A 23,248-nucleotide genomic window follows, 5' to 3' on the forward strand; every position below is an offset into this window, starting at 1 on the left:
CGCTTTCCTGGGGGAGGAAGCGGTCACACCTCCAGCGGCTCCGCCGGATGACCGTTCTCTCCCTGAGCATGGGTATCGTCATGGCCTGGGCCGGTCCCCTGGGCGCGCTGGCGAAGGTGGACGGGCGGCTCCCGCTCACCCCACTGCTTGTCGGGGTGCCCGGCCTGGTGGTTTTCACAGTCCTCTCCCTGAGGATCCTTCAGGCGGCGGTGGCGGGGAGCACCGCCGGAGGCGCGATCCTCACCTCGGCCATGGTCGCGGTGGTCCTCATGCTGACCCAGGACGGCCATCTCTGGTCCTGGGGGCTGCTCGCCCCGGCATGGGCGTCGGGTGCCGCGCTGCTGCTGAACAGGTCCGCCACGATCGCCGCCTGCGTCGCCGCGGCCGTCGTCGGCCCGCTTCTCACGTCACCGGTCGCCGATCTCGCCAACGTGTTCGCGCCGCCGTACGCGGACGATCCCCGCCCCCTCCTCATCATCTACCTCGTGGTGAGTGTGGTGGCGCCGTGGACGAACCGGTTCCAGCTCTGGTTCTGGCAGGTGGTCAGGGCCGCCGAGGAGGGCAGGGAGGCACAGGCCAGGCTGGCCGTCACCGAGGAGCGGCTCCGTTTCTCCCGCGACCTGCACGACCTGGTCGGGCACAGCCTCACCGCGATCGCGGTCAAGAGCGAGGTGGCCGTCAAGCTGTCGAGGGTGGACATCGGACGTTCCACCGGGGAGATGGAGGAGGTGAGGACCTTGGCGCGGCAGGCGCTCAAGGAGATTCGCGCGGCGGTGCGCGGCTACCGGACCGTCGATCTCGCCGCCGAGCTGCGCGGGATGATCGCGGTGCTGGAGGCGGGCGGTGTCCGCTGCACGCTGAAGGAGCCGGGTGATCAGGTGCCTGAGGAGGCGGCCACGCTGCTGGCCTGGGTGGTGCGCGAGGGCACCACGAACGTGCTGCGGCACAGCTTCGCCACCAGGTGCCGGATCGCGATCACGATCCAGGAGGGGAACGCCGTGCTGGAGATGACCAACGACGGGGTGGCCGAGATGGACGGCGTCGGCGGCACCGGTCTCATCGGGCTGTCGGAGCGGGTAACCGCCACCGGCGGATCCGTCACGGGAGGCCCGGGGGGCCCGGGGGAGTTCAGGCTGCGGGCGACGGTTCCGCTGGAGGAAGCACGATGATCCGGGTACTGCTGGCCGATGACGAGCACCTGGTCAGAGGGGCGATCGCCACCCTGCTGGGCCTGGAGCCGGACATCGAGGTGGTGGCCGAGGTGGCCAGGGGGGACCTGGTGGCCGAGGCCGTGAGGGAACACCGGCCCGACGTGATCGTGCTGGACATCGAGATGCCGGGGATGGACGGGCTGAGCGTCGCCGAGACGTTGCCGGGCCACGCGGTGCTGGTGCTGACCAGCTTCGGCAGGCCCGGCTACCTGCGGCGGGCGCTCGCCGCCGGGGTGCGTGGCTTCATCCCCAAGGACACCCCCGCCGATGAGCTGGCGAAGGCGATCCGCAAGGTCTGGTCGGGCGGGCGCTACCTCGACCCGGAGATGGCCGCCTCGGCGATGATGGCCGGTGAGAGTCCTCTCACCGAGCGCGAGCGCGGCTCCCTGGAGCTGGCCGCGCGGGGAGCCTCGGTCGCCGAGATCGCCGCCTCGCTCCACCTCACCCAGGGCACCGTGCGCAACTACCTGTCCAGTGCCATCACCAAGCTGGGGGCGAGCAACCGGATCACCGCCATCCGGGCGGCTCAGCAAAAAGGATGGCTTTGAACCGCGTTTTATCCGTTGATTCGGGCAAGGGGTTCTCATGCGGGTAAGAAGGGGGAATTCTAACGCGGGGGAGGTTCGCGCCTTCTTACACGCTGTGGCAGCATATGAATGCGGTGCGTGATCGACTGGCTGCGGTGACGCACCGCCGTTGTGCCCGGTCACGTCTCTTTTGTGGCCAGGTGTGAGGAGGAGGCATGCGCGTCCCTGGTAACCCCCAGGCCCAGGTGGTCAGCGTCGGGGCCCGTCTCGACGTGGGAACCGTCACCGGAGTGCGCCCGCGGCTGCACGAGGCGGTCGACTCCGGGCGCGGCGACCTGATCGTAGATCTTTCCGGGCTGGAAATGATCGACGCCACCGGGCTGGGGGTGTTGGTGGGCACGCATCGCCGCGCTGTGGGCGCGGAACGCCGCCTCATTCTCAGGAGGGTGCCGCCGAGGATCATGCGGGTGCTGGCGGTGACCCGGCTCAACCGGGTCCTGACCGTCGAACACCCCATGGCCGCGGTGGCCTGATCCGGTCGCCCGCCGGAGTTCGGGACACCGGCGACACCGGAACATATCGGAGGACGGGCCGGTTGAGGCCCGTCCTCGTCTCCGCCTCGTCGAGGTCGTACCGAGGTGACCGGGCTACCCGGTGAAAGACCGGTAGAAGATGTGAACGGCAGTGCTGATCATGCTCTCGGTCGAGGGCGGGTCGTCGGCCAGCACCCACTCGATGAGCAGCTCCTGGATCGCTCCGATCATGCCCAGCGCGAGCAGGTGCCGGTTGGCCTTGACCGCCTCCGGCAGATCCGCGACGTTCAGCTCGATCATGTCGGTGAAGGCCGTGACGGCCAGCTGCCGTGAGCTGACGAGGCAGTCACCTGCTCTGCGCACCTCCAGATGCATGATCCTGGCACGACGCCTGTCTTCGGTGACGAAATTGATGTATCCGGAGATTCCCGCCTCGACCCGGGCGGCCAGGGTGTCAGGGGCCTGCTCTATGGACTTCGCCACCGACTGCAGCGTCTCGTGCACGCATCGGTCGTGCACGGCCCGCATCAACTCGTTGCGTCCGGAGAAGCATTCGTAGAAGGCGCGGTTGGAGATGCGTGCCGCGGCGCACAACCTCTCAATCGTGGTTTCGGGGAATCCTGGATCGGAGTAGAGGTTGTACGCCGCGAAGATCAGACGTTCCCGGCGTTCTGCCAGTCGCTCCTCCGCTGACATTCCCCGATATGACCGTCCGTTCATGTCAAGTACCTGAACGTCGGTATGGGGTTGACAAATAATCGCTTTATCACTTCCACCTCATGGCTCTGGCCCCCAGAATCAACCATTATGGGTGCAAGATCCTTTTTGTGGAAGGGGCATTGTGCTATTACCTACGTCGTCCATGCAAGAAGGTAACAAGCCTGACTAGCCGGTCAAGTTCCTTCTGGCTACGGGTGAACGAGGTGATGTTCATCCCGGGCAGCGCGAAGCGCTGGCGGGAGACGGCCTTGGGGCGGGCGAACTCCCGCAGCCCGTCCGCGCCGTGGATACGGCCGAATCCGGAGTCTCCGACCCCGCCGAACGGCAGCGCGGGGACAGACGCGAAGGAGATGATCGAATTGATGGCGGTCATCCCGCCGCGCATCCGGCGAGCGAGCTCCAGAGCCCGCCGGGTGTTTCCCGAGAAAACGGTCCCGGCCAGGCCGTACGCGGTGGCATTGGTCTTCTCCAGCGCCTCCTCCACATCGGCGACCCGCTTCACCGTCACCGTCGGGCCGAACGTCTCCTCGCGGACCGCGGAGGAGTCCTCGGGCACGTCCTCGACGATCACCGGGTCGACGAAGGGCGCTCGGACCGAGCCGGTCCCGCCCAGCACGGCCCTGCCGCCCGCGACCGCGTCGTCGATATGCCGCCGGATGATGTCCAGCTGGGCGGGCATGGTGATCGGGCCGTAGTCGCGCCCGGCCTTCACCTGACCGGCCCGATCGGTGAGTTCCTTCATGAAGGCGTCGTAGACCGCGTCCACCACGTAGATCCGCTCCACCCCGACGCAGGTCTGGCCCGCGTTGGACAGCGCGCCCCACAGCGCCGCGTCCGCGGCGGCGGGCAGGTCGGCGTCGGCGTCCACGATCAGCGCGTCCTTGCCGCCGCACTCGGCGACCAGCGGCGTCAGGTTCGTCGCGCACGCGGTCATCACCCGCTTGGCGGTGGCGGTCGAGCCGGTGAAGGCGATCTTCGCCACCCCGGGGTCCCCCGCCAGGGCCGCGCCGGTCTCGCCCAGCCCGGTGACGGTCTGGAAGACCTGGTGCTCCGGCACCGCCTCGGTGAACAGCGCGGCCAGTAGCACGCCCACGCCCGGGGTCAGCTCGCTGGGCTTGAACACCACGGCGTTCCCCGCGGCCAGCGCGTAGGCGATCGATCCCATCGGGGTGAACACCGGGTAGTTCCACGGCCCGATCACCCCGACCACCCCCAGCGGCAGGTACTCCAGGGTGGCCGCGATGTTGGCGCCGACCAGTCCGGGGGAGACCCGTCGCATCCCGAGCACCTTGTGCGCGTTCCTGGCGGCCCAGTCGAGGTGGGTGATGGCCAGGACGACCTCCAGGGTGGCGTCGGCCTCCGGCTTGCCCGTCTCCTCATGGACGAGGCGGGCGATCCTGGTCAGATCACGCGCGAGGATCGCCTTGTAGTCGAGCAGCCGGCGCCTGCGCTCGGCCCGGTCCAGCCCGGCCCACCACGCGGCGGCGATCCCGGCCTCCGCCACGGCGGCGCGCACCGCCGCGGCGTCCTGGATCGGGTGGGTGCCGACGACGGCACCGGTGGCTGGGGCGAGGGAGTCGAAGGTGCGCTGTCCGGTCGCCGTGGTCAAGGTTGTCTCCTCTGTGCCGTGACGGATGCCCTGGAAGGCGAAACGCCGCTCGGGGAAGGTCGGCGCCCGCCGCCCCGACTGCGGGCAGCGGGCGGTACGGACACGTTCCGCTCACGATAGACCGGGAGTCGTTGCGCAGTAAACCATTACTTACAAGCTGGGCCGTCCGCCTGCCGGGGCGGCGTCCGCCGCGCGGTGCCGCGGGTCATCGACACTCTTCCGCGGCGTTCTCCTGGGCGGCCGACGCGACCGTCGGGATGAAAATGAGGCCGGTCGGCGTGACCACGGCCACGAGTGCGGCGGCGGCTTTCCAGTTGTTTATGCGCTTCTCTTCTGCTGGTGCGGAACGGAGGGCCGGACTGCCCGTTCTTGGTGCCAGAAATCGCGCCCCTGGATGAGGTCTGGGCCAAATGTCATTTGAGGGCAGGCTGAAATGAGGCCGACGGCGGGATTTCCGGTGGCGGGCCGGGTGTCGCCGATAGTTGGTGTCCTGAGCTCTGCCTGGCCGATCCGCACTGACAACCGCTGAGAATCGGCGGATGGCTTAACGGGTGAGCAGACCTCGGTCCAGGGCGGTGGTCACGGCGGCGGTGCGGCCGGAGACGCCGAGCTTGCCGAAGACACGGAGTAGGTGGGTCTTGACGGTGGCCTCGCTGATGAACAGGGCCCGGCCGATCTCCGCGTTGGTCAGCCCTCCGGCCACCAGGGAGAGCACCTCCGTCTCGCGCGGTGACAGCGACTCGGCCACCGGTGCCCGCATCCGGGTGACCAGCCTGGTCGCCACCGACGGGGACAGCACCGTCTCCCCCCGCGCCGCAGAGCGGATCGCGGCGAGCAGGTCCGCCCTTGAGGTGTCCTTCAGCAGGTATCCCGCCGCGCCCGCCTCGACCGCCCGTACGATGTCCGCGTCGGTCTCGTAGGTGGTCAGCACGATCACCCGGCTCTGGGGCCGCTCGGTGAGGATGCGCGAGGTGGCGCTCACCCCGTCCCCGCCCGGCATGCGCAGATCCATCAGGATCACGTCGGGTCGTAGCTCACCGGCCCGCACGACCGCCTCGTCCCCCGAGCCCGCCTCACCCGCCACCGAGATCCCGGGGTCGGCCTCCAGCATGCCCCGAAGGCCCTCCCTGACCACCGGGTGGTCATCGACGATCATTACACGGAGCATGTGTCACGCTTTCTGGTCGAGTTGGTCGGTGGGGGCGTCTGTGCGGATGCCGGGCCGGTCGGTGGGGATGAGCACCTCAAGAGAGGCTCCCTCACCCTGGAGACCCGTCACCGCGAGGGCCCCGCCGACCTGCTCCACGCGGGCGCGCATGCCCCGCAGACCGTATCCCTGGGCGCCGGACGGGTCGAAGCCGCACCCGTTGTCGCGCACCTTCAGCAGCACCGATCCGTCCTGATAGGAGATCGAGACGGCCGCGGATCTCGCGTCCGCGTGCCTGCGCACGTTGGCCAGGCCCTCCTGGACGGCGCGGACGAGCACCACCTCGACCGGCGCGCTCAGCGGCCGGGACTTCCCGTGCACCTCGAACCCCGCTGACATTCCCGTCTCCTCGCCGAGCCGGTTCGTCAACCGCCGCAGTGCCTCATCCAGGGTCGAGCCGTCCAGTGGTGCCGGGTTCAGCGTGGTGACCAGCATGCGTGCCTCCGCGAGGTTCTCCCGCGCGGTCCGCACGGCCAGCGCCAGGTGGCGGGACGGGTCCGGCTGCGCCTCGGCGGCCTGGAGCAACATGATGATGCTGGTGAAGCCCTGCGCCAGGGTGTCGTGGATCTCCCCGGCGAGCCGCTCGCGCTCGGCCTGCGCTCCGCGCTCGGCCGAGAGCCTGGCCACCTCGGCCCGGCTGCTCTCCAGTTCCTCGATGAGCATGGCCCGCTCCTCGCTCTGCCTGGTGATCCGCTCGATCCAGACGCCGAAAATGGAGGAGAAGAAGATGACGATGGTGATGACCATCAGGAAGTTGAACGGCTCCGGTGCCCCGACCAGGAAGATGTAACGGATCGCCGGAGAGAGGTTGAGCGCGGTGACCGCGATCATCGCCCGTCTGGCGGGAAAGACGATGAAACACTGCGGGCAGAGTCCGAACAGGGCGAACGTCGCGTACGACGCGGTGAGCCCGGCCGGGGTGAACAGCACGACCAGCAGGGCGATGTAGACCGCCCCCCTCCGCCGGTCGTTGGTGACGATCGCCGGGCGGCCCAGCAGGAGATAGAGCGGCAGGACCGAGAGCAGGCAGCCCGCCACGATCACCTTCTCCTGCCAGGGCGCGTCGACGGTCAGCGCGGCCCAGGTGGGCAGGAGCGTTCCGACGACCAGGAGCACCTCCCAGCCGCGCAGCGACTGCCATGCGTGGACTCCGGCTCCACCGGTCGGGAGGCCGGGACGTTGGATACGCCCTGTCATCCATCGCGGCGGCTTTTCCAGCGGAATGTCATCAGGCACAGCACCAGTCCTCCGATGACCCAGGCTCCCAGGATCAGGGCGACCCGGTCCAGTTCATATGATTTCGCGAGCTCCAGTGTGGCGCCGGCGTCGCCCAGGAAGACCGAGCGGAAACCCTGGCACATCCACTTGAGCGGAAAGACCGAGGAGATGTTCACCAGCCAGGAGGGCAGCATGGCGATGGGGATGAACACCCCGGAGATGAACTGCAGCACCACGAACGGCATCGCGATCACCGCCGCCGCGCTCTTGGCCGACCGGGGCAGGCTGCTGATCGCGACGCCGAGCAGTGACGAGCTGAGCACGCCCAGCACGAACACCCAGGCGAAGGTCGCCCACCTGGACGACTCCGACGGCAGTTCCAGGCCGAACAGCGCGGTCCCGATGGCCAGCAGGAGGACGACCTGGCAGAAGGAGACGAACAGGGTGTTGAACGCCTTGCCCACGAAGTAGGCGGTGCGGGGCAGCGGTGTGCCGGCCAGCCGCTTGAGCGCGCCGTCGTCGCGCTCCACCGCGATGCTGATCCCGAGGTTCTGGAATCCAGTCATCGCGGCGACGCCGATCAGCCCGGCCACGTAGACCTGGGAGACGTTGAGCCCGGTTCCCTCCAGATCATCCCCGAAGATCGAACCGAAGAGCACCAGCATGATGATCGGGAAGGCGAAGGTGAAGATGACCGCGTCCCTCTCGCGGAAGAACATCCTGGTCTCGATAACCGCCCGCGACAGTCCCAGCCGTACCGCGGAGGGGGGCCGTGCCATGACGGGCTGAGAGGCGGGTCGGGTAAGGGGCTGGCTCATCTTGGTGGTCACCTCGGGGGATCGGTCGATGCTCGCTGGGGTGGCGGCGGGGTCAGGCTTTTCGCCTGCCGGTCAATGGGCCGGCCGGGGCCGTGGCCGTGGGCCGGGATGGTCGGCAGGGCGGCCGGTCGCTCGGACGGGCGGTCGCTCAGACGGGCGGCTCGATGAGGCGGAGGTAGACGTCCTCCAGGCTGGGGCGGGTCACGGCCAGTTCGGGGACCTCGCCGCCGAAACGGTGGGTCAGCTCCATGACGGTCCTGGTCGGGGTGTCCGTCTCCAGGAAGCGGTGCTCGCCCCCGTCGGACCAGCTCACCCTGGCCTTGGCGGTGGCCCTGCCGCCCAGGGTCTTGGGCTCGCCCTCGGCCACGATCCGCCCGCCGGCGACCACGGCCACCCGCCCGGCCAGTGCCTCGGCCTCGTCCAGGTAGTGGGTGGTCAGCACGATCGTGGTGCCGTCGCGGGCCAGGCCCTCGATCAGTTCCCAGAACTGCCTGCGTGCCTCCGGGTCGAACCCGGTGGTCGGCTCGTCCAGGAAGAGCAGCTCAGGGTTGCCGATCACGCCCAGCGCGACGTCCAGCCGCCGCCGCTGGCCGCCGGAGAGCCGCCGGATGCGCGTGTCCGCCTTGTCGGTCAGCCCGACCTGCTCGATCACCTCGTCCGGATCCTTGGCGCCCGGGTAGTAGCCCGCGAAGTGCCGCACGGTCTCCCGCACCGTCGTCTCGGCCACGTCGTTGGCCGTCTGCAGCACGATGCCGATCCGCGAGCGCCACGCCCGGCTTGGCCTGCCGGGGTCGACGCCCAGGACGCTGACCTCCCCGGCGTCCCTGGTGCGGTGCCCCTCCAGGATCTCCACGGTGGTGGACTTTCCCGCCCCGTTGGGGCCGAGGATCGCGAACACCTCACCCGCGTGGATGTCCAGGTCGATGCCCCCGACGGCCCGCACGTCGCCGTAGCGCTTGGTCAGGCCCCTCACTCTCACCGCTGTGCTCATGCCTCAAGCCTCGCGTTCACCGGGCTTTCGCGGCACCAACGTTCGATGGAACCCCGTGTCCACCGTTCGGAGGACACGGCTCGGTTCGAGGGGCAAGGCGACGGCGGATTCCCGCCGTCGCCGCGGCCTTGAGGCCGGATGGACCGATACCTGCGAGCGGACCCGGGGCCACTCCGCCCGCCGTCACGTGCGGTGCGGGCATGCTCGTCCCGTAAGCCCTGCTAGAACAGCGTGTCGTTGCGCTCGATGCCGCGTAGTTCGTCGTAGTCGAGGGTGACACAGCGGATTCCGCGATCCTCGGCCAGCGTCTTGGCCTGCGGGGCGATGCTCTGGGCGGCCAGGATGCCGGTCACGGGGGCGAGCAGGGGGTCGCGGTTCATCAACTCCAGGTAGCGGGTGAGCTGCTCCACGGCGTCGATGCCGGCGCGGCGCTTGAGCTCCACGGCCACGGAGGCGCCCGTGTGGTCGCGGCAGAGGATGTCCACCGGGCCGATGGCCGTCATGTACTCGCGGCGGACGAGCGTCCAGCCCGCGCCCAGGGTGGTGATGTGCTCGGCGAGCAACTCCTGCAGGTGGGCCTCGACCCCGTCCTTGATGAGCCCCGGGTCCACGCCCAGCTCATGGCTGGTGTCGTGGATGATCTCCTCCATGGTGAGGACGAGCTTCTCGCCGGTCTTGCCGTGGGTCACCGTCCAGGTGCCCTCCTCCTCGCGGAGCTTGCACGGCGGGTTCATCCAGTTCAGCGGCTTGAAAGCCCGGTCGTCGGCATGGATGGAGACGCTGCTGTCGGCCTTGATGAGGATGAGCCGAGGCGCCATCGGAAGATGGGCGGTGAGCTTCCCGACGTAATCCACGCTGCACCGCGCGATGACCAGACGCATTACCGAAGCCTATCGGCCCGGCGGCGCCCCGATCCCCGAGATCCGGCCACGGCGGCGGCTCCATCGCGCCGCCCGCGTCCGTACGCGTGAGCGGCCGGCTCACGCGTACGGCTTGGCGAGCACGGTCAGCGGACCGCCTCGGAGAGTTTGACGCGGGCGCCCGTGCGCAGCACCGCGCGCTGGTAGATGCGCGCGCCGAGCAGGAGCGTGCCCACCGTGGCCAGGAGCATCAGGGCCGAGCCCGTCGCGATCTCCCAGGCGAGCACCTCGCCCCCGGCCATCCGGACCGGCATGACCATCGAGGAGAACGGCGGCACCATCGACAGGATCCTGGCCACCGCGCTGCTGGGCTGGACCGCCGCGAAGTAGGCCACCAGGTAGGTGATCGTCATGAGCATCGTCATCGGCGTCAGCACACTGTTCGCGTCCTCCTGCCTGGACACCAGCGACCCGAGCGCCGCCGCCAGCGCGGCGAAGAACGCGTAACCGAGGATGAACCAGAACAGGGTGCTGATCACGATGCCCGTCATACCCGGGGGCAGCTCGGCCACGAAGCCGGTCGCCGTCGCCGCGCCGAGACCGGCCACGATGATCACGACGAGATTGGCCAGCGCGAGGGTGCCCAGCCCCAGGATCTTGCCGCCGAGCAGCTGCCATGGGCGGATCGAGGTCAGCAGGATCTCCACGATCCGGCTGCCCTTCTCCTCGATCACTCCCATGGCGACGTACATGGAGGAGTAGATGAGCAGGAAGAACAGGACCATGACCAGCAGGGACGCGATGCCCACCCGCACGCTCGCGTAGCGGGCGTCGGCGCCGACCGAGACCTGCTCCAGGGGGGCGACCTGCATCGCCTGGGCGACCTTGGCCGCGTCCAGGCCCGCGTCGGCCAGCTGACTCTGGGTCTGGACGGTCTGGTGCGCGTTCTCCAGCAGCAGGCCCAGCTCGCGGTCGACCTCGCCGTCGGCGAGCACCCTGCGGCCGTCCACCACCGCGGCGTCCACGTCGCCGGCGTTGACCGCGTCGCTCGCGGCGGCCTCGTCGGGGAACTCCCTGACGGCGATCGTCACGTCCTTGGCCGTGCCGGTCAGGACCGGCTGCAGCGCCTGCGACTGCGGTCCGACGAGGCCCACGGTGTAGGAGTCGGGCCCCGAGAAGAGCTTGGGCAGGAACGCGAGCGCGCTGACCAGCACGGCGCTCACCACCAGCCCGATGACGAACGCCTTCGTACGGCCGCGCGTGATGATCTCCCGCCGCGCGACCAGCAGCAGCTCGCTCACGCGACCGCCTCCCTGAAGATCTCGGTGAGTGTGGGCCGCTGCCAGCCGAAGTGCTCGACCTTTCCGGCCTCGACCGCGAGGCGCAGGATGTCCTGGCCGTCGCCGTCCACGTCCGCGACGAGGACCTCGTCGCCCTTCTCGACGACCTCTCCCGGCAGGGACGCGGCCCAGCCGGGGGAGGCGTCCCTGACGACCACCCTGAGCCGGCCGCGTCCCTCCCGGTCGCGCAGGTCGTCGACGGTGCCGCTGGCCACCATGCGGCCGGCGGAGATGATGCCGACCGAGTGGCAGAGCCGCTCGACGAGGTCCAGCTGGTGGCTGGAGAAGAGCACGGGCACGCCCGCCTCGCACCGTGCGGCGAGCACCCCGGCCAGCGCGTCGACGGCGAGCGGGTCGAGCCCGGAGAAGGGCTCGTCCAGCACGAGCACCTCGGGGGTGTGCACCAGCGCCACCGCGAGCTGCACGCGCTGCTGGTTGCCCAGGGAGAGCGCGTCCACCGTGTCGGCCGCGCGTTCGGTGAGCGAGAGCTGTTCGAGCAGGTCGCCGGTGGCCTTTTTCGCCCCGCTCGCGGTCAGGCCGCTGAGCCTGCCGAAGTACTCGACCTGCTCGGAGACCCGCATCTTCTGGTAGAGGCCACGCTCTTCGGGCATGTAACCGAACCGGCGCCGGTCTTCGAACGTCAGGGGCCGGCCGTCGCGGAGCACCGAGCCCGAGTCGGCGGTCAGCACGCCCATCAGGATGCGCATCGTGGTGGTCTTGCCCGCGCCGTTGGCTCCGACGAAGCCGAACATCTCGCCTGGTTTCACGGAGAACGTCACCCCGCCCAGAGCGGTCTTGTCGCCGTATCGTTTGTGTAGATCGTTTATCTCGATCATGGGGGAGGTCCCTCGGTAAGGCGTCTCAGCACGGAGACGTAGTCATGGAACGCCCGGCGGCCCTCGTCGGTGAGGGCCAGCCAGGTGCGTGGGCGTTTACCCACGAAGGCCTTCTCCACGCGCACGTAGCCGGCCTCTTCCAGGGTGATGACATGCTTGGAGAGCAGGGAGTCGCTGACCTCGATGGTGTCGCGGAGGAAGCGGAACTCGGCCCTGTCGGTGGCCGCCAGAGCGGCCATGATCGACAGCCGGACGGGCGCGTGGATGACGTCGTCAAGGGCGTGCCGGGGGTGCGAGCCCGTACCACCTCCGGCTCCGTCCAGGCCGCTCACCGCTCCGCCCGTAGCACGCGCCACGCCGCGTAGAAGGGCGGGACGCTCGCGCAGACCGTCAGTGTGACCAGCGTCGCGATCCAGCCGGGACCCGGGTCGTCGGGGCGGAAGAACGTCCCGAACACGAACACGGCCAGGAAGGCGACGAGGTAGGTGACCGTCACCGGCCCGGTGGACTTGTTGGCCCAGGTGACCTCGCGGTCCTGGATTCCCATCCGGCCGAGGTACCAGGCGAACACGACGGTCAGCGCCACCCATGCCACCCCGACCACGGCCCGGGACCAGCCGGGGCCGAGATACATGATCGGCCAGTACGCGATCGTGGCCAGGCCGAGGATCGCGTAGAGCAGGCCGACGACGCGTGCCGGTCGCCGGGTGCGCCGGTCGACCTCGCCGATCTGCCGCAGCGCCTCCTCCGGTGTCAGGTCGTCTCCCATGCCCCCTCCAGTCTTCATGTACTCAAATACTAATTACTACTCAACTCTCATTCAAGTACTTTCTTTCAGCTCCTGGGATGTCCGACCGGCTTTTGGGTAGCCGATCCCTCTCTGGGAGACTGTTGCGGTTCAAGGAACGGGCGGTTTGTCGCGCGGCGCGGGATCCGCGGACAGGGTGGGGAGAACGATGGCGGGCAGTTTCGAGACGGTCGGCGTGGTCGGCCTCGGCACGATGGGCGCCGGGATCGCCGAGTGCTTCGCCCGTGCCGGCATCGCCGTGATCGGCGTGGAGGCCGGCCCTGAGGCGTTGACGCGAGGCCGGGGCCATCTGGAGGACTCCACGGGCCGCGCGGTCGTCAAGGGCAGGCTGAGCGAGGCCGAGAGGTCGGAGATCCTCGGCCGGGTGACCCTCACCACCTCGCTGGAGGATCTCGCGGACGCCGACCTGGTGATCGAGGCCGTTCCGGAGGTCATGGTTTTCAAGCGGGCGCTCTTCACCGACCTGGATCGGATCTGCAAGCCGTCCGCGGTGCTCGCCACCAACACCTCCTCGCTCTCGGTCACCGAGATCGCGGCCACCACCGGCCGCCCCGGCCGGGTGATCGGCATGCACTTCTTCAACCCGGCCCCGGTCATGAGACTGGTCGAGGTGATCCACACGCTGATCACCGACGACGGCCTGGCCGGCGAGGTCGCCGACCTCGCGCGCCGGCTAGGCAAGACCCCGGTGACCGTCGGCGACCGCGCCGGGTTCGTGGTCAACCGGCTGCTACTGCCCTACCTCAACCACGCCGCGGTCCTGCTGGAGAACGGCGTGGCCACTCGCGACGGCATCGACACCGCGATGAGGCTCGGTGCCGGGCTGCCGATGGGCCCCTTCGCCCTGCTCGACCTGATCGGCCTGGACACCTCGTACGAGGTGCTGAGCGTGCTCTTCAGGGAGAGCCACGACCGCCGTCACGCCGCCGCGCCGATCCTGCGCGAGCGGGTCGCGGCCGGACTGCTCGGCCGCAAGTCGGGTGGCGGCTTCCACCGGGCCGCCGAACCGGAACCGGCGGCGGACGAGCCCTCGACCGGCCTGGTCGCGGTGCTGGGCGAGGGAGGTGACGCCTTCGCCGCCAGGCTCTCCGCCGCGGGCTTCAAGACCGTGCCCGTGCAGGACGCGGAGACGGTCGTCGCGCTGTCCAGCGTTCCCGTCGTCGAGCTGGCCCCCGGGCTCCCGCACCCCGAGCGCCTGGTCGGCCTGCACCTGGTGGGCGACCAGGTCGCCGAGGTCGCCTCCACCGCGCTCACCGGGCCCGAGGTCGCGCGGGCCGTGGAGGGGATGGTCCGGCTCATCGGCCTGGTCCCGGTGCCGTGCCGGGACAGGGCCGAGTTCGTGGTCGACGCGCTCCTGTACCCGTACCTCAACGACGCCGTCCGGATGTACGACTCCGGCTATGCGACCCGCGACGACATCGACAACGCGATGCGGCTCGGCTGCGGTTACCAGGCGGGACCGTTCGAGACGCTCGACGAGTTGGGCCTGGAGACCGTCCGCGACGGCCTGCGCGCCCTGTACGCGGAGTACCGCGAACCGTTCCTCGCGCCCGCGCCGCTGCTGGAGCAGCTCGTCGCGGCGGGGGTCCGGAGCTTCCGAGACCTGCCGTGAGCCCCCGCAGGGCCCGTCGGGCCGACCCGTTCGACCGCGGTGGCAACCGGGGTGCGGCCCGCCCCCTCGGCGGCTCCGTGCCCGGTGTCGACCAGACGGAGGAATGGCCCGACGGAGACTGGCAGGTGCGCCGGGTCACCGGCGGCGCGGCGGACAAGGTCTACCGCTGCCCCGGCTGCGACCAGGAGATCAGGCCGGGCCTGCCGCACCTGGTCAGCTGGCCCGCCTGGCAGGGCGGCGAGGAGGAGCGCAGGCACTGGCACACCGCGTGCTGGCGCAACCGGGTCAGGCGCGGTCCTGGCAGAAGCAGATACTGACCGGCGTGGATCGCCGGTCGTGGTGAGGAGAGACATGGAGATCCGGGCCTCTACGGTGCTGCCCGCGCGCAGGGAGCCGATCGAGCTGCACACCGGTGACGGGCTGACACTCGTCGGTGAGCTGGCCCTTCCCGCGGAACGGCCTCCGGTGGCCACGCTGGTCTGCCTGCACCCGCTGCCCACCCACGGCGGCATGATGGACAGCCACGTCTACAAGAAGGCGGCGAACCGGCTGCCCGCCCTCGCCGACCTGGCGGTGCTGCGGTTCAACACGCGCGGCACCACCTCCGAGCGGGGAACGTCCCAGGGGGCCTTCGGTAAGGGTGAGGACGAGCGCCTGGACGTCGCCGCGGCCCTGGAGTACGCCGACTTCCACGACCTGCCCCGGGTCTGGCTGCTCGGCTGGTCCTTCGGTACCGAACTGGCGCTCAAGTGGGGCCGCGACCCGCTGGTGGAGGGGGCGATCCTCCTCTCCCCGCCGCTGCACAGGGCTACCGACGCCGACCTCGACGGGTGGGCGGAGTTCGGGCGGCCGCTGACCGCGCTGGTTCCGGAGTTCGACGACTACCTCCGTCCCGAGCAGGCCCGCGAGCGCTTCGCCAGGGTGCCCCAGGCCGAGGTCGTCGGGGTGGACGACGCCAAGCACCTGTGGGTCGGCGAGCCGTACGTGCGGATCGTCCTCAACGAGATCGTCCTACGGGTCAATCCGGCCGCCCACCCCCTCCCCACCGAGGTCGCCGACTCGTAGGTACCCTGTCCGGTTCGGGCCCGTCCCGGAATCCTCGTCGCCGTATCGCCTGCCGGGTCCCATTCGTTGACCGCGGAGTTACCACAACGTCATAAACGGTTGTGGAACCGGGGGTGCCAGACGGGGGCTCCGGGAATACGGTGGACGGCGTGCGGCTGTACACGCGATCGGCTGGAGAGGGGCTTCCGGTCGTCCTCCTTCACGCGTTCCCCCTGTCATCGGCCATGTGGCTGGCCCAGCGTGAGGGCCTGGCCGAGGTCTGCAAGGTCATCACCCCCGATCTGCGCGGTTTCGGCGGCTCGGTGCTGGGCGGGGACGTTCCCTCCCTCGACGTGATGGCCGACGATGTCGTGCGCCTGCTGGACAGCGAGGGCGTCGACCGCGCGGTCGTCGGCGGCCTGTCCATGGGCGGCTACGTGACGATGGCCCTGTGCCGCCGCCACCCCGACCGGCTGCTGGGGGTGATCCTCGCCGGCACGAAGGCGGGTGCCGACCCGGAGGCCGCGAGATCCAACCGCGAGCGGATCGCCGCCGCGGTGCTCCAGGAGGGCACCTCCGTCCTGCTGAAGGAGTTGCTGCCGGGGCTGGTCGGGCAGACCACGGTGCGGAGCAGGGCGATGGTGTTCGGCCGGGTGCGCGGGCTGGTCCAGTCGGCTCCGCCGACGGCCGCGGCCTGGGCGCAACGGGCCATGGCCGGCCGTCCCGACTCCTTTGACACGCTGCGGGCGATCAAGACGCCGGTCCTGGTGATCGTGGGCGAGGAGGACGAGATCACCCCGCCCGCGGAAGCGGGCGCGATGGTCGAGGCGGTGCCCGACGGGCGGCTGGCCGTCATCGAGAAGGCCGGCCATCTCAGCGCGATCGAGCAGCCCGAGGCGTTCAACCGGGCGGTGTCGGACTTCATCGCCGAGCTTGCCGGGGGATCACCACCTCGCGGATGAGCAGGGCGATCGCCGCGGCCAATCGAGATCGACCGGCGCCGTTGCAGCGCCTCGACGGCCGGGTTGAGTCCCACGGCGAGGACGATCACGTTTGGCGAGGTGACCACCGCCTGGGCGCTCGCCCATGCGGTCAGGCCGACGATGAACGGGCTCTCGGCCAGGGGTTTTCCCGGCTGCCCGTAGGGCGCCCGGCCCTGGCGAGCCTCTCCGGGGGAACCGGTCGAGACCCGGTACGGGACATTCTCGTACGGGACCCTGGCGGGCACCTCGAAGGGCGGGACCGGCTCCCGGCCCGGGGCGGGGCCCCGGAATCGTCGGACACCGGTGACGCTTCGGGCACTGCCGATCCTGACGGTGGGTAAGAGGGGCAGGTAAGTGGGGCCGGTAGCCGAGAGAGCCTGGTGACCGTGAAGGTCACCAGGCTCTCTCGTCAGCCGTCGTCAACGCCCCGGAGTCAGCGGCCGCCTATTCCTGCCACCACTCCGCGTCGTCGTCCTTCTCCGCCCTGGCGGGAGTCGGAACCGGCTTCTCGGCACCGTTGGTGGCGGCGGGGATGGCCGGCTTCGGCGGGGCCGCGGTGATCGCGGGCTCCGGGTCGGCGGCCGGGAGCGGCGCGCCACCGAGCAGCTGGCGCAGCTGCGCGAGGTGGCTGGTGATGCTGTCGCGCTGGCGGGTCAGCTCGTCGACCTGTCGCTGGGCGACAGAGCGGCTCCGCTCGGATTCCGCCTTGGCCTCGGAGACGATGGACTCGGCGCTCGACTTGGCCTCGGACACGACCTGGTCGGCGTTCTTGCGCGCGTTGGCCAGCAGCTGCTTGGCGTGCGTGTCGGCCTCGCGGCGGGTCTGCTCGGCCTGCTGGGTGGCCTTGGTGGCGCGCTGCTCGGCGGTGGCCGCACGCTGCTCGGCCTCGGCGACCAGCTTCTGGGTGGCGGCCTGCGCGGTGGCGTGGCGCTCGGCCTCCTGGCGCTCGGCCTCCTCGCGCCGGGCGGCGAGCTGGATCTCGAACTCCGCCTCGTCCTGGGCCCGCTTGGCCTCGGACTCCTCAAGCACCCGCTGGGCCTGGGCGCGCATCTCGTCGGCCTGGCGCTTGGCGGTGGTGAGGACCTCGTCACGCTCGCGCTTGGTCGAGGCGCGAAGCTGGGCCACCTCGCGCTCGGTGGTGGTGCGCAGTTTGGCGATCTCGCGCTCGGCGTCGGCGCGCTTCTCGGCCACCTCGTGGTCGGCGGTGGCCCGCAGCTTGGAGACCTCGCGCTCGGTGGTGGCGGTCAGCTCGTCGGCCTCGCGGCGGGCGGTCGAGCGGATCTCCTCGGCCTCGCGCTCCGCGGTGGTGCGCATCTCGTCGACCTCGCGGGTGGCGAGGGCGCGCTTCTCCGCGGCCTCGTTCTCCGCGGCGGCACGCAGGTCGGCGGCCTCGACCTTGGAGGCCGCCTTGATCTCGTTCGCCTCGGACCTGGCTGCCTGGACCAGCTCGGTCGCCTGTTCCTCAGCCAGGCGGAGCAGTTGCTCGATCCGGGCGCCGAGGCCGGAGTAGGTCGGGCGCTCCTGCTCCTGAAGTTGGCGCTGGGAGTCGGACAGATCCCGCTGCAGGTTCTGGACCTGCTCCCGGGACTGCCGAAGCTCACCGTCGATTTGCTTTAGATGGTCGTGGACCTGGTGCCGGTCATAGCCCCGGAGCACCACGTCGAATTCCCGAGCGGGGGCGTCTTCAAAGAAGTTGTTGAGCTGGGCGTCGATGTCGGACTGCATGGAGGCTCGATCCTGGGTTGTCGAGACGGCTACACGGGCCGGACGGGGGTTTCAGGCATCCGAAGCGGGAGCCGGGGCGGGATCCACGTCCGGTGGTACGCCAGCGTACTCCGCCGTTGCCGAGTTGGCGGTCTCGTCCGACTTTATGCGCGACTTGTTACGTATCGGCGTTTCTTGCATTCGACGTGGCCTCAGCTTGCCTTTCCGGAGCCTGTACGAGTTCGGTAAGCATTCCTCCCACGTCTTTGGGGTGAAGAAAGGCGATGGACGAACCCATGGAGCCGTGGCGCGGCCGTTCGTCGAGCAGTCGGACGCCCCTGCCGCCGATCGTGTCCAGAGCACGCACGACGTCCGGAACACCGAAGGCGACATGATGAACGCCTTCCCCGCGCTTCGCGAGAAATTTACCGACCGGCGTGTCGGAACCGAGCGGTTCGAGGAGCTGGATATACGATCCACCGCCCTCCCCGTCGGCGATGTGCAGCATCGCCTCCTTCACCCCCTGCTCGGCGTTCACCTCGCGGGCCACTACCGTGAGCTCGAAGGTCTGCTCGAAAAAAGCGATCTTCTCCTCAAGATCGTGGCAGGCGATTCCCACGTGGTCGATGCGCATGAACATAGAGCCATCCTCCTTCAAGGTCACCGATGTGCCCATGGGTATGGTGGCAAAGTCGCTCCAAGCCCTGTCAGGGAGGCCCCCTGTTATGTCCGTTTCCGTCATCGTCTCCGGGGCTCGAACCCCCATCGGCCGACTGCTCGGCTCGCTGTCCGGCCTGTCGGCCGTCGAACTCGGCGGCATCGCGATCAAAGCCGCGCTGGAGCGTTCCGGCGTCGCTCCAGAGGCGGTACAGTACGTGATCATGGGGCAGGTGCTCCAGGCGGGTGTGGGTCAGATGCCCTCCCGCCAGGCCGCCGTCAAGGCGGGCATCCCGATGTCCGTGCCATCCCTGACGATCAACAAGGTCTGCCTTTCCGGCCTGGACTCCATCGCCCTGGCCGACCAGCTCATCCGGGCCGGTGAGTTCGACATCGTGGTCGCGGGCGGCATGGAGTCCATGTCGAACGCCCCGCACCTGCTGCCCGGCCTGCGCAAGGGCGTGAAGTACGGTGCCGCCGGCATCATCGACTCGATGGCCTTCGACGGCCTCACCGACGTCTACGACCAGGTGGCCATGGGCGAGTCCACCGAGCGGCACAACGCGCGCTTCGGGCTGACCCGCGAGGAGCAGGACGAGTTCTCCGCCCGCTCCCACACGCTCGCCGCCGCCGCGATCAAGAACGGGACCTTCGACGACGAGATCGTGCCGGTGGCGATCCCGCAGCGCAAGGGCGAGCCGACGGTCTTCTCCGCCGACGAGGGCGTGCGCGGGGACACCACGGTCGAGGTCCTGTCGCGACTGCGACCGGCGTTCACCAAGGACGGCACGATCACCGCCGGGTCCGCCTCGCAGATCTCCGACGGCGCCTGCGCCGTCGTCGTGATGTCCAAGGCCAAGGCCGAGGAACTCGGTCTTGAGTGGCTGGCCGAGATCGGCGCCCACGGCAACGTCGCCGGGCCCGACAACTCGCTCCAGTCCCAGCCGGCCAACGCGATCAAGCACGCCCTCGGCAAGCAGGGACTCGTCGCCGGTGACCTCGACCTGGTGGAGATCAACGAGGCCTTCGCCCAGGTGGTCCTGCAGTCGGTCAAGGAGCTCGACGTCCCCCTCGACAAGGTCAACGTCAACGGCGGCGGCATCGCGGTCGGCCACCCGATCGGCGCCTCCGGCGCCCGCATCGTCCTCGCCCTCGCCTACGAGCTCAAGCGCAGGGGCGGCGGCCTCGGCGCGGCCGGCCTCTGCGGCGGCGGCGGGCAGGGCGACGCTCTGATCATCCGCGTTCCCTCGGCATGACCTTGGAGGTCTCCGACCTGGTCGCGCTGGCCAGGGAGGGCCGACCCCGGGCCGTGGCCCGGTTGATCTCCATGGTCGAGAACGGTTCCCCCGGACTCAGGGAGATCGCCGCGCTGCTCTGCGCCGACCGGCCACACCAGGCCCGGATCATCGGCCTGACCGGCCCGCCCGGCGTCGGCAAGTCGACCTCCACGGGGATGCTGGTCCACGCGTTCCGCAGGCGTGGCGTGAGGGTCGGCGTGCTCGCCGTCGACCCTTCCTCGCCGTTCACCGGCGGGGCGCTGCTGGGCGACCGGGTCCGGATGCAGGACCACGCCACCGATCCGGACGTGTTCATCAGGTCGATGGCGAGCAGGGGCCACCTGGGCGGGCTGTCGTGGGCCACGCCCCAGGCGCTGCGCGTCCTGGAGGCGGCCGGCTGCGAGGTCATCCTCGTCGAGACCGTCGGTGTCGGCCAGGCGGAGGTCGACATCGCCTCGCTGGCCGACACCACGGTCGTGCTGCTCGCCCCGGGGATGGGCGACGGCGTCCAGGTGGCCAAGGCGGGCATCCTGGAGATCGCCGACGTGTTCGTGGTGAACAAGGCCGACCGAGAGGGGACCCAGGCCGCGATCCGCGAGCTCCGCAACATGATCGCCCTGGTCGACCGGCCCTGGAGGCCGCCGATCGTGCCGACCGTGGCACTGCGGGGGGAGGGCGCCGAGGAGGTGGTCGCGGCCCTCGACGGCCACCTGGCCTATCTGGAGGGGGCGGGCGAGCTCGTCCGCCGCCGCCAGGCCAGGGCCCGGGACGAGATCGAGGCGATCGCTCTCACCACCCTGCGCTCCCGCTTCGCCGACCTGCACGGAGACCGGCGCCTCGACGCCCTCGCCACCCGCGTTCTGGACGCGGAACTCGACCCCTACACCGCGGCTGACGAGCTTCTGACGGCGGTGGGGCGGCCGGGCTGATCCCCCGGCACTGAGCGGCGCCCGCGAACCCTCACCGCGCTTCCAAGGTGTCCCAAGGGGCGGGCGAGGTCGTCTCCGCGGCGGCGCGCCGCCGAACCCGGTGAGCGTGGGCGGGGCCCCGCACCGGCCGGAGCGCCGAGGGCCGGGACGCGGGGGCGTCAGGTCTCGTCGGCGAACTTGACGATGACCTTCTCGAAGCCGAGCCCCTTCAGCATGCCCTCAAGCATGATCTTGGTGTTCTGGTCGGCGCGGTTGCGCAGATCGCTGGCCAGAGCGGCTTCGGCGATCTTCTTCTCGGCCAGCACGTAGAGCTCCTGCTGGTCTGAGGGGGAGGAGGACAGGAAGTCCTCGACCCGGTCCAGCAGACCGCGCTGCTGGGCGTAGACATAGGAGCGCTTGTTGTCGAGATTCGGCTTCTCCAGCTGGGCGCGGGGCAGCCTGACCGTGACCTCGGTGCGGTCGGGGGAGACCGTCAGCCCGCCGTTGCCGATGCCGCCGAAGTCGACGTAGGCGTCTACGCCACCGGCACCGACGAAGAGCGTCCGGCTGCCCTTGACCGCGTCGGGCAGGAAGGCGGCGTCCTTCTCCAGGTCGACCACGACCTGGAAGTTGCCGGTGGCGGCCTCGAAACGGCTGAGGTTGTGAATGGACTCCAGCAGCACGGGCTGGCTGCGGTCGATCGTGGCCTCGCCGAACGGGTTCAGCCACGACCAGGTCAGGCGAGCACCCACGACGAGAAGAACCATGACGACGAGCAGCCCGGCGAGGAAACGCCAGCGGCGCCTGCGAGGCGCCGCCTGGGGGGTCTCGGGCGGAGCTTCTTGGGAGGCTTTCACGAAGCTCTCCTTCCCCGGGGGGCGACCTTCTCACGCCGAGCCTATGCCGATCTTGTCAGCCCCGTGGCGACGGCGGCGTGCCGCCTTCGGCGAAGGGGGCACGCCACGGGGCGGGCGGGACGCCCGTCCCGGGCGGCGGCGGCCCGCCGGGTGCCTGGTGGACGGGGCCTGACCTGGGCTCGGGCCCGGTCGAGGTGCCTCCCGCCCCCTGCCCCGGCTGGCCGTACTGTCCTGTCTGGGCGGTCTGCCCGGACTGGCCGCCAAAGTGAGTGCTTTGTAACCGGCAGCCGGTGAAGTCCGCGTAGTAGAGCCGGAGCCAGTCGCGCCGCTGGACGTCCGTGAGCCCCGAGAACCACGCCGCCGCGTACCGGTGCTCCGCGAGCGGCCCGCCGGGAAGCGGCTCACCCCGCAGCCACGCGGCCACGATGTCGCGGTAGCCCGCCGCGGGAGTGGCGTCACACCGCGCGGCCAGGCCGTCGACGAACTCGTCGGCCGCCTTCTCGGCGAACCCCGTGGCCAGATCGTCCACGTGGATCGCGATCACGCCCGCGGAGAGGGCGGAACCGTCACGCCTGGGGTGCTGCTCCACCCGGGAGAACTCCCCGGGTGTCCCGGCCAGCCGGGAGGCGATCTTGATGAACTCCGAGCCCAGTTCGGGTAGTCCGGCGCGCATCCCCGGGTGCACGCAGACCATGATCGGCCACTCCTGGCAGCTGTAGACGATCTGCTGGGCCGAGACCGGCTGCTCCTCGGTGAACAGGCGGGCCATGCCGGTCCCCGCCGCCAGCACCGCGATCAGCGCGGCGGCCAGCACCAGGGCCTGGCGCGTCACGACCGCGGCCCAGCCGAGCAGGAGCGCCGCGCTGATCCCCACCAGCCAGAGCGTCTGGTCGGTGAACGCCGCCGAGTTCAGCCCCTGGAACGGGTCGTACGGCTCCCGCGTGGCGGGGGCGAGCCGGTCGGCCCAGGTCGGCCCGTGACACAGCCAGGTGAACAGGCTGTAGCAACCGAGTCCGGCCAGGACCGGCGTGATCGTCCACGGCATCAGCCAGCCGGTGACCCAGCCGATGACGACGTACAGCGCCAGCCCGGCCACGCCCATCACCAGGCCGCTGGGCAGCAGTCGCCCGGCCTGCTCGGTGATCATGGTCCTGACCGCCAGGACCATGACGGTGGCGGTGAACGCGCCACCCGTCACCACCAGGATCGCCAGCGGCGCCCGCACCGCCTGCCACGGGGTCATCGATCGGCCCCCCGTCCCGCGCCGCCTGCGCACCGCCACCCACGCGGCGAACGCGGCCGCCACCGGGCCGGTCAACCGGAGCGAGCCGATCACCGCGACGATGATGTTCTCCCACGCGCTGACACCGGGAACCAGGACGCTCCACGCCGCGACCACCCCGAGCACGAGCAGGATGGCGACCGCCATCAACCCGCTCTGCTGGAGTTCCTCGCGTGAAACGCCCCTGTGCTCACGCACCGGTGGGCGTGGTGAGAACCCACGCCGAGCCGGTGTAGCCGAAGTGCG

At 70.1% G+C, this 23,248-nt stretch carries 24 protein-coding genes; 9 read left to right on the plus strand and 15 right to left on the minus strand.

Annotated features, from left to right (window positions below; all coding sequences use genetic code 11):
• Nucleotides 1-47: 47 nt before the first annotated feature.
• The 3 genes from ABZU75_RS05815 (at nucleotide 48) to ABZU75_RS05825 (ending at nucleotide 2,271) form a co-directional block, all read left to right on the plus strand.
• Nucleotides 48-1,169 carry a histidine kinase gene (locus ABZU75_RS05815; protein ID WP_355549915.1) on the plus strand — a complete coding sequence of 374 codons (1,122 nt, stop codon included), beginning with the start codon at nucleotides 48-50 and terminating at the stop codon, nucleotides 1,167-1,169.
• Entirely contained in the window at nucleotides 1,166-1,759 is a 594-nt protein-coding gene (locus tag ABZU75_RS05820) for a response regulator transcription factor (RefSeq protein ID WP_350924715.1), read from the plus strand. The genes ABZU75_RS05815 and ABZU75_RS05820 overlap by 4 nt, the downstream gene beginning before the upstream one ends.
• 194 nt (nucleotides 1,760-1,953) lie before the next feature.
• Complete coding sequence (locus ABZU75_RS05825) at nucleotides 1,954-2,271, plus strand: STAS domain-containing protein (RefSeq protein WP_350924717.1); 318 nt, start codon at nucleotides 1,954-1,956, stop codon at nucleotides 2,269-2,271.
• 114 nt (nucleotides 2,272-2,385) lie between these two features.
• On the opposite strand, the gene ABZU75_RS05830 is transcribed toward ABZU75_RS05825, so the two are convergent.
• The 11 genes from ABZU75_RS05830 to ABZU75_RS05880 all read right to left on the minus strand — a co-directional run bounded on the left by ABZU75_RS05830 (nucleotide 2,386) and on the right by ABZU75_RS05880 (nucleotide 12,657).
• Nucleotides 2,386-2,967 (minus strand): TetR/AcrR family transcriptional regulator, encoded by a 582-nt coding sequence (locus ABZU75_RS05830; protein ID WP_355549918.1) that lies wholly within the window; start codon nucleotides 2,965-2,967, stop codon nucleotides 2,386-2,388.
• 151 nt (nucleotides 2,968-3,118) lie between these two features.
• The gene (locus ABZU75_RS05835; protein ID WP_355549920.1) at nucleotides 3,119-4,600 is read right to left on the minus strand and encodes an aldehyde dehydrogenase family protein; all 1,482 of its coding nucleotides are present in this window, start codon (nucleotides 4,598-4,600) and stop codon (nucleotides 3,119-3,121) included.
• A gap of 544 nt (nucleotides 4,601-5,144) precedes the next feature.
• Entirely contained in the window at nucleotides 5,145-5,768 is a 624-nt protein-coding gene (locus ABZU75_RS05840) for a response regulator transcription factor (RefSeq protein ID WP_355549922.1), read from the minus strand.
• A gap of 3 nt (nucleotides 5,769-5,771) precedes the next feature.
• Nucleotides 5,772-7,004, minus strand: a complete 1,233-nt coding sequence (locus ABZU75_RS05845) for a sensor histidine kinase (protein ID WP_355549924.1) — start codon at nucleotides 7,002-7,004, stop codon at nucleotides 5,772-5,774.
• Entirely contained in the window at nucleotides 7,001-7,804 is an 804-nt protein-coding gene (locus ABZU75_RS05850; RefSeq protein WP_355549926.1) for an ABC transporter permease, read from the minus strand. Before ABZU75_RS05850 ends, ABZU75_RS05845 begins: the two co-directional genes overlap by 4 nt.
• 187 nt (nucleotides 7,805-7,991) lie before the next feature.
• On the minus strand, nucleotides 7,992-8,834 hold the full coding sequence (locus ABZU75_RS05855; protein WP_355549928.1) for an ABC transporter ATP-binding protein: 843 nt from the start codon (nucleotides 8,832-8,834) through the stop codon (nucleotides 7,992-7,994).
• A 221-nt stretch (nucleotides 8,835-9,055) separates the two neighbouring features.
• Nucleotides 9,056-9,715, minus strand: a complete 660-nt coding sequence (gene nucS / locus ABZU75_RS05860) for an endonuclease NucS (RefSeq protein ID WP_350924727.1) — start codon at nucleotides 9,713-9,715, stop codon at nucleotides 9,056-9,058.
• 125 nt (nucleotides 9,716-9,840) lie between these two features.
• Nucleotides 9,841-10,995 (minus strand): ABC transporter permease, encoded by a 1,155-nt coding sequence (locus tag ABZU75_RS05865; protein ID WP_355549931.1) that lies wholly within the window; start codon nucleotides 10,993-10,995, stop codon nucleotides 9,841-9,843.
• Nucleotides 10,992-11,870: an ATP-binding cassette domain-containing protein gene (locus tag ABZU75_RS05870; RefSeq protein ID WP_355549933.1), complete on the minus strand. Its 879-nt coding sequence runs from the start codon at nucleotides 11,868-11,870 to the stop codon at nucleotides 10,992-10,994. The genes ABZU75_RS05865 and ABZU75_RS05870 overlap by 4 nt, the downstream gene beginning before the upstream one ends.
• Complete coding sequence (locus ABZU75_RS05875; protein WP_355549935.1) at nucleotides 11,867-12,202, minus strand: transcriptional regulator; 336 nt, start codon at nucleotides 12,200-12,202, stop codon at nucleotides 11,867-11,869. Before ABZU75_RS05875 ends, ABZU75_RS05870 begins: the two co-directional genes overlap by 4 nt.
• Nucleotides 12,199-12,657, minus strand: coding sequence for a hypothetical protein (locus ABZU75_RS05880; RefSeq protein ID WP_355549937.1), 459 nt, complete (start codon nucleotides 12,655-12,657; stop codon nucleotides 12,199-12,201). Before ABZU75_RS05880 ends, ABZU75_RS05875 begins: the two co-directional genes overlap by 4 nt.
• A 169-nt stretch (nucleotides 12,658-12,826) precedes the next feature.
• Here ABZU75_RS05880 and ABZU75_RS05885 point away from each other — a divergent pair, with 169 nt between their 5' ends.
• From ABZU75_RS05885 to ABZU75_RS05900, 4 genes are all read left to right on the plus strand, one after another.
• Nucleotides 12,827-14,290 (plus strand): 3-hydroxyacyl-CoA dehydrogenase NAD-binding domain-containing protein, encoded by a 1,464-nt coding sequence (locus ABZU75_RS05885; protein WP_355549939.1) that lies wholly within the window; start codon nucleotides 12,827-12,829, stop codon nucleotides 14,288-14,290.
• Nucleotides 14,287-14,607 (plus strand): ATP/GTP-binding protein, encoded by a 321-nt coding sequence (locus tag ABZU75_RS05890; protein WP_350924741.1) that lies wholly within the window; start codon nucleotides 14,287-14,289, stop codon nucleotides 14,605-14,607. The genes ABZU75_RS05885 and ABZU75_RS05890 overlap by 4 nt, the downstream gene beginning before the upstream one ends.
• A 34-nt stretch (nucleotides 14,608-14,641) precedes the next feature.
• Nucleotides 14,642-15,355: an alpha/beta hydrolase gene (locus ABZU75_RS05895; protein WP_350924743.1), complete on the plus strand. Its 714-nt coding sequence runs from the start codon at nucleotides 14,642-14,644 to the stop codon at nucleotides 15,353-15,355.
• A 149-nt stretch (nucleotides 15,356-15,504) separates the two neighbouring features.
• Nucleotides 15,505-16,296 carry an alpha/beta fold hydrolase gene (locus ABZU75_RS05900; protein WP_355549942.1) on the plus strand — a complete coding sequence of 264 codons (792 nt, stop codon included), beginning with the start codon at nucleotides 15,505-15,507 and terminating at the stop codon, nucleotides 16,294-16,296.
• 465 nt (nucleotides 16,297-16,761) lie between these two features.
• Here the strand turns inward: ABZU75_RS05900 and ABZU75_RS05905 are convergent, their stop codons facing one another.
• Both ABZU75_RS05905 and mce read right to left on the minus strand, forming a co-directional pair.
• Nucleotides 16,762-18,042, minus strand: coding sequence for a DivIVA domain-containing protein (locus tag ABZU75_RS05905; protein ID WP_350954739.1), 1,281 nt, complete (start codon nucleotides 18,040-18,042; stop codon nucleotides 16,762-16,764).
• A gap of 157 nt (nucleotides 18,043-18,199) precedes the next feature.
• Nucleotides 18,200-18,661, minus strand: a complete 462-nt coding sequence (gene mce / locus ABZU75_RS05910; RefSeq protein WP_355549945.1) for a methylmalonyl-CoA epimerase — start codon at nucleotides 18,659-18,661, stop codon at nucleotides 18,200-18,202.
• Nucleotides 18,662-18,746: 85 nt separating this feature from the next.
• Between mce and ABZU75_RS05915 the strand changes: the two genes are divergently transcribed.
• On the plus strand, nucleotides 18,747-19,934 hold the full coding sequence (locus ABZU75_RS05915; RefSeq protein ID WP_350924752.1) for an acetyl-CoA C-acetyltransferase: 1,188 nt from the start codon (nucleotides 18,747-18,749) through the stop codon (nucleotides 19,932-19,934).
• Nucleotides 19,931-20,884 carry a methylmalonyl Co-A mutase-associated GTPase MeaB gene (meaB, locus tag ABZU75_RS05920; protein ID WP_355549947.1) on the plus strand — a complete coding sequence of 318 codons (954 nt, stop codon included), beginning with the start codon at nucleotides 19,931-19,933 and terminating at the stop codon, nucleotides 20,882-20,884. The genes ABZU75_RS05915 and meaB overlap by 4 nt, the downstream gene beginning before the upstream one ends.
• Before the next feature lie 158 nt (nucleotides 20,885-21,042).
• On the opposite strand, the gene ABZU75_RS05925 is transcribed toward meaB, so the two are convergent.
• Together ABZU75_RS05925 and ABZU75_RS05930 are read right to left on the minus strand one after the other, a co-directional pair.
• Entirely contained in the window at nucleotides 21,043-21,720 is a 678-nt protein-coding gene (locus ABZU75_RS05925; protein WP_355549949.1) for a DUF4230 domain-containing protein, read from the minus strand.
• A 55-nt stretch (nucleotides 21,721-21,775) separates the two neighbouring features.
• On the minus strand, nucleotides 21,776-23,200 hold the full coding sequence (locus ABZU75_RS05930) for a hypothetical protein (protein ID WP_355549951.1): 1,425 nt from the start codon (nucleotides 23,198-23,200) through the stop codon (nucleotides 21,776-21,778).
• Nucleotides 23,201-23,248: the final 48 nt, after the last annotated feature.

The organism is Streptosporangium sp. NPDC005286 (assembly GCF_040607515.1).
GTDB lineage: Bacteria > Actinomycetota > Actinomycetes > Streptosporangiales > Streptosporangiaceae > Streptosporangium.

Coding starts and splice junctions, on each gene's coding strand:
- ABZU75_RS05815 (WP_355549915.1), top strand. CDS start 48: ATGACCGTTCTCTCCCTGAGCATGGGTATCGTCATGGCCTGGGCCGGT.
- ABZU75_RS05820 (WP_350924715.1), top strand. CDS start 1,166: ATGATCCGGGTACTGCTGGCCGATGACGAGCACCTGGTCAGAGGGGCG.
- ABZU75_RS05825 (WP_350924717.1), top strand. CDS start 1,954: ATGCGCGTCCCTGGTAACCCCCAGGCCCAGGTGGTCAGCGTCGGGGCC.
- ABZU75_RS05830 (WP_355549918.1), bottom strand. CDS start 2,967: ATGTCAGCGGAGGAGCGACTGGCAGAACGCCGGGAACGTCTGATCTTC.
- ABZU75_RS05840 (WP_355549922.1), bottom strand. CDS start 5,768: ATGCTCCGTGTAATGATCGTCGATGACCACCCGGTGGTCAGGGAGGGC.
- ABZU75_RS05845 (WP_355549924.1), bottom strand. CDS start 7,004: ATGACAGGGCGTATCCAACGTCCCGGCCTCCCGACCGGTGGAGCCGGA.
- ABZU75_RS05850 (WP_355549926.1), bottom strand. CDS start 7,804: ATGGCACGGCCCCCCTCCGCGGTACGGCTGGGACTGTCGCGGGCGGTT.
- ABZU75_RS05855 (WP_355549928.1), bottom strand. CDS start 8,834: ATGAGCACAGCGGTGAGAGTGAGGGGCCTGACCAAGCGCTACGGCGAC.
- nucS (WP_350924727.1), bottom strand. CDS start 9,715: ATGCGTCTGGTCATCGCGCGGTGCAGCGTGGATTACGTCGGGAAGCTC.
- ABZU75_RS05870 (WP_355549933.1), bottom strand. CDS start 11,870: ATGATCGAGATAAACGATCTACACAAACGATACGGCGACAAGACCGCT.
- ABZU75_RS05880 (WP_355549937.1), bottom strand. CDS start 12,657: ATGAAGACTGGAGGGGGCATGGGAGACGACCTGACACCGGAGGAGGCG.
- ABZU75_RS05885 (WP_355549939.1), top strand. CDS start 12,827: ATGGCGGGCAGTTTCGAGACGGTCGGCGTGGTCGGCCTCGGCACGATG.
- ABZU75_RS05895 (WP_350924743.1), top strand. CDS start 14,642: ATGGAGATCCGGGCCTCTACGGTGCTGCCCGCGCGCAGGGAGCCGATC.
- ABZU75_RS05905 (WP_350954739.1), bottom strand. CDS start 18,042: ATGCAGTCCGACATCGACGCCCAGCTCAACAACTTCTTTGAAGACGCC.
- mce (WP_355549945.1), bottom strand. CDS start 18,661: ATGTTCATGCGCATCGACCACGTGGGAATCGCCTGCCACGATCTTGAG.
- ABZU75_RS05915 (WP_350924752.1), top strand. CDS start 18,747: ATGTCCGTTTCCGTCATCGTCTCCGGGGCTCGAACCCCCATCGGCCGA.
- meaB (WP_355549947.1), top strand. CDS start 19,931: ATGACCTTGGAGGTCTCCGACCTGGTCGCGCTGGCCAGGGAGGGCCGA.